The organism is Longimicrobium sp., from assembly GCF_036554565.1.
In the GTDB taxonomy this organism is placed as follows: domain Bacteria; phylum Gemmatimonadota; class Gemmatimonadetes; order Longimicrobiales; family Longimicrobiaceae; genus Longimicrobium.
In genome coordinates, this window is record NZ_DATBNB010000088.1 from 1 (window position 1) to 4,060 (window position 4,060).

General features: G+C 73.2%; 2 protein-coding genes. Both read right to left on the minus strand.

Going from position 1 to position 4,060, the window contains the following annotated elements:
- The coding region (locus VIB55_RS02365; RefSeq protein WP_331875059.1) for a condensation domain-containing protein at nt 1-630 on the minus strand (630 nt) is incomplete at its 3' end.
- A gap of 416 nt (nt 631-1,046) precedes the next feature.
- Nucleotides 1,047-4,060 (minus strand): amino acid adenylation domain-containing protein (locus VIB55_RS02370; RefSeq protein ID WP_331875060.1); only part of this gene is annotated, 3,014 nt, incomplete at its 5' end.

The following is a 4,060-nucleotide window of genomic DNA, read 5'->3' on the forward strand; positions in this document are numbered from 1 at the left end:
GGGAAGCGGCGGCAGCGGCGAGGGCTCGCCGCGCGCAAAGGCCTGGTACAGGGCCGTCAGCTCGCGCCCCAGGATGCCCGTGGACCAGCCGTCGGTGATCGCGTGGTGCAGGTTCCACAGCAGGGCGTGCTCGTCGGCCGACAGGCGCACGAGGGAGGCGCGGAAGAGCGGGCCCTCCTCCAGCCGGAAGGGAGCCGCGGCGTCGGCGCGCGCCAGCCGCTCCAGCTCGGCCATCGCCTCTTCGCCAGGGAGCGCGGAGAGGTCCGTCACCTCCAGGCGGAAGGGCGATGGAGGGGCAACCACCTGCACCGGCTCTCCGCCGCGATCTTCCAGGCGCGTGCGCAGCGTCTCGTGGCGCCGCACCAGCTCGTCGACGGCACGCTCCAGCGCGGCCACGTCCAGGGGGCCGGGGATGCGCCAGACGCGGGGCATGGAGTAGGCGGTGCTCCCCGGCTCCAGCCGATCCAGCAGCCACAGCCGCCGCTGCGCGAACGACGCGGGAAACTCGGAGGGGCGCTCGCCGCCGCCCTGCCCGGCCGGCGCCGCGGCTGCGCCGCCCTTGAGCTTCAGCTTCAGCAGCCTCTGCTTTTCGGGCGACAGCTGGGCCAGCCGGGAGATGATATCGGTCATGTCCTGCTCTGTATGCGATGGGCGTCCGGCGAGACGGAGATGCCGGGTGCCTGGTGCTTCACGGCTGCGGTTCAGCGCGGCGCGCCCGTTCGTGCTCGGCGGGCCGCTACGCTGGTGAGGGGGGCGACGAACCTGGCCGCCGCATGCCGCGGCGGCCGTTTCCCCCGACCCCCACAGGCGTCGACCTACGCGTTTTAGGGCAACGATTTGGGTTTGCGGTGTCTAATAAAGTATGTCCGCCGCCCGAGTCGCGCTACCCCGACCCGGACAATCCCTTGCTGTTGCTGGGGTTATGCCAAAACCCCCGCCCCCGCCCCCAACCGGCAAGCGGCGGAAAGCGTGGGAGAGGGCATTTTTCTGCCGCCTCGGAGTTCAGGGCGCGGGAGTTCCGTTCGTCACAGCGTTGATGGGACGGGTCATGGATCCTCTCCCCCGTGTGCCGCTCCCCCGCTCCGATCCACTCCCCGCCCCGCCAGTGCCCGGCGGATGGCGGCGCGGTCGCGCCCCCGCCGCCTGCCCCCCTCAGGCGCGGACCCCGGCGCCCCGGCGCCCTCGCCCCCGGCCCCCAGGTGGTCGGCCAGCGCCGAGACGGTGGGAAAGCGGAAGAGGTCGGCGATGGGAATCTTGCGGTCCAGCGCTTCGCGGAGACGGGCCTGCACCTTCACGAGCAGGAGGGAGTGCCCGCCCAGGTCGAAGAAGTTTTCCTTCACCCCCACCCGGGCCCGGCCCAGCACCTCGGCCCAGATTTCCGCCAGCGCCGCCTCCAGGGGGCGGCGCGGCGGCGCGTAGCTCGTTCCGGCGGAAACCGGCTCCGGCGCCGGCAGCGCCCCGCGGTCCAGCTTGCCGTTGCGCATCAGCGGCAACTGGTCCAGCACCACGAAATCCGCCGGCACCATGTACTCCGGCAGGCTCCGCCGCAGGTGCTCCCGCAGCTCGTCGGCCTCGGCGCCGCCCACCACGTACGCCACCAGCCACCCGTTGCCCGGCACGTCCTCGCGCGCCACTACCACGCAGTCAGTGACGCTGTCGTGCGCCCGCAGCACGGATTCGATCTCCCCCGGCTCGATGCGGAAGCCGCGGATCTTCACCTGCCCGTCCAGGCGGCCCAGGAACTCCAGCGTGCCATCCGCCCGCCAGCGCGCCCGGTCGCCCGTGCGGTACAGCCGTGCGCCTTCGGCCGAGAACGGGTCGGGGACGAAGCGCTCCGCGGTCAGCCCGGAGCGGCCCAGGTAGCCGCGCGCCACCCCCGCCCCGCCGATCAGCAGCTCGCCCGGTACGCCCACAGGCTGCGGGCTCCCGAACTCGTCGCAGACGTACAGGCGCACGTTCCCCAGAGGACGGCCGATGGGGTGCCCCTCCACCATCCCGTCCGCCGGGACGGGGTGCACGGACGCAAGGATGGTCCCCTCGGTGGGGCCGTAGAGGACGTGCGACTCCGCCCTGGAAAACGCCTCACGCATTTCCGCCAGCAGGTCGGCCGGTACCCGGTCGCCGCCCACGAAGGCGCGCCGCAGCCGGGCCAGCCGGGGCGTCTCGCGCTCCGCATGCACCAGCTGCCGCATCAGCGCGGGGACCGCGTGCAGGAGCGTGGCGTCGGCGACCTCCTCCAGCAGCGCGGGCACGTCCAGCACCCGGTCGCGCTCCACCAGGCGCACCGCGCCCCCCGAGGTGAGCGGCAGCAGCGATTCGAAGAGCCAGATGTCGAAGGCGTGCGACGCCAGCGCCGGCATCACGTCGCCCACCCCGACGCCGAACGCCTCGCGCGTAGCTGCCAGGAGGTTGGACAGGGAGCCGTGCTCCACCAGCACTCCCTTGGGCCGGCCGGTAGAGCCGGAGGTGTAAATGACGTACGCCAGGCCCGCGTCGGACGCAGGTACCTCCGGCGCTTCGTCCACCGCCGTCTCCGCGAGCTGGTCCACCCGCACCAGGGTGGCTCCGTGCTCCGGAAGCGCCCCGACCGTGCCTCCCGTGGCAACCACCACCGGGAGGGCCGCATCGGCGATGATCCACCCCAGCCGCTCCGCCGGAGACCCCGGATCCAGGGGGACGTACGCGCCGCCCGCCTTCCAGATCCCCAGCACCCCCACCAGCAGCTCGGGGGTGCGCTCCACGCACAGCCCCACCGGGGTCTCGGGCCCGACCCCCAGCTCGCGCAGGTGCCGGGCGAGCACCGCCGCGCGCTGGTCCAGCTCGCCATAGGTCACGGCCTCGCGGCCGGCCAGCAGGGCGACGGCTTCGGGAGCGCGGCGCGCCCACTGGGCGAAGAGCGCGTGGACCGGCGGTGTGGTGTATCCGCGCGCCGTCTGGTTCCACGTGCCCAGCACCTGCTCGCGCTCCGCCTGGCCCAGCAGCTCCAGCCGCGAAAGCCGCACGTCCGCATCCGCCGCGACCTGCTCCAGCACCCGCGCCAAGTGGCCGAGCATCCGCTCGATGGTGCCGCGCTCGAAGAGGGCGGTGTTGTAGTTCAGGCTGCCGAGCAGCCCCTCGTCGGTTGCCGCGAGCGTCAGGGCGAGGTCGAACTTCGCGGCCTCGGACTCCGTTTCCACGCCCTGCACGCCCAGCCCCCCGAGCCCGCCGCCCGCACCCTGGGCGTTGCCCAGCGTGAACGACACCTGGAAGAGCGGCGAGTGGCTCAGGCTGCGCTCCGGGCTCAGCTCCGCCACGAGCTTTTCGAAGGGCACCTCCTGGTGCTCGTACGCCCCCAGCGTCACCTCGCGCACCCGCCGCAGCACCTCGCGGAAAGATGGATCTCCCGAAAGGTCGGTCCGCAGCACCAGCGTGTTGACGAAGAAGCCGATCAGCCCCTCCACCTCGTTCCGCGCCCGCCCGGCGATGGGGCTGCCCACCACCACGTCGTCGCTGCCGGCGTACTTGCCCAGCAGCACCTGGAAGGCGCTCAGCAGCGTCATGTACAGCGTCGCACCCTCGCTCCGCCCCAGCGCCTGCAAGCGCTCCAGCAGCTCCGGGGAGAGCTCCACCGGAACCGTCGCGCCCCGGTACGTCTGCACCGGCGGGCGGGGACGGTCGGTGGGCAGCTCCAGCAGCTCCGGTGCGCCCGCCAGGCGCTCCCGCCAGTACGAGAGCTGCCGCTCCAGGGCCTCGCCCTCCAGCTGCTCGCGCTGCCACACGGCGTAGTCGGCGTACTGCACCCCCAGCTCCGGCAGCGGCGATTCCCGCCCGTCGCGGTACGCCTCGTACAGCGCCGACAGCTCCCGGTAGAGCACCCCCATGCTCCACCCGTCGCTGACGATGTGGTGCATCGAGAGCAGCAGCACGTGGTCCCCGGCGCCCAGCCGCAGCAGACCCGCGCGGAAGAGCGGGCCCGACGCAAGGTCGAAGGGCCGCGCCGCCTCCTCGCCGGCGCGTCGCCCGAGTGCCGCCCCGCTCGGGTCCGCCAGGTCGTCCACCGGCAGCGTGAACCCGCCGAAGG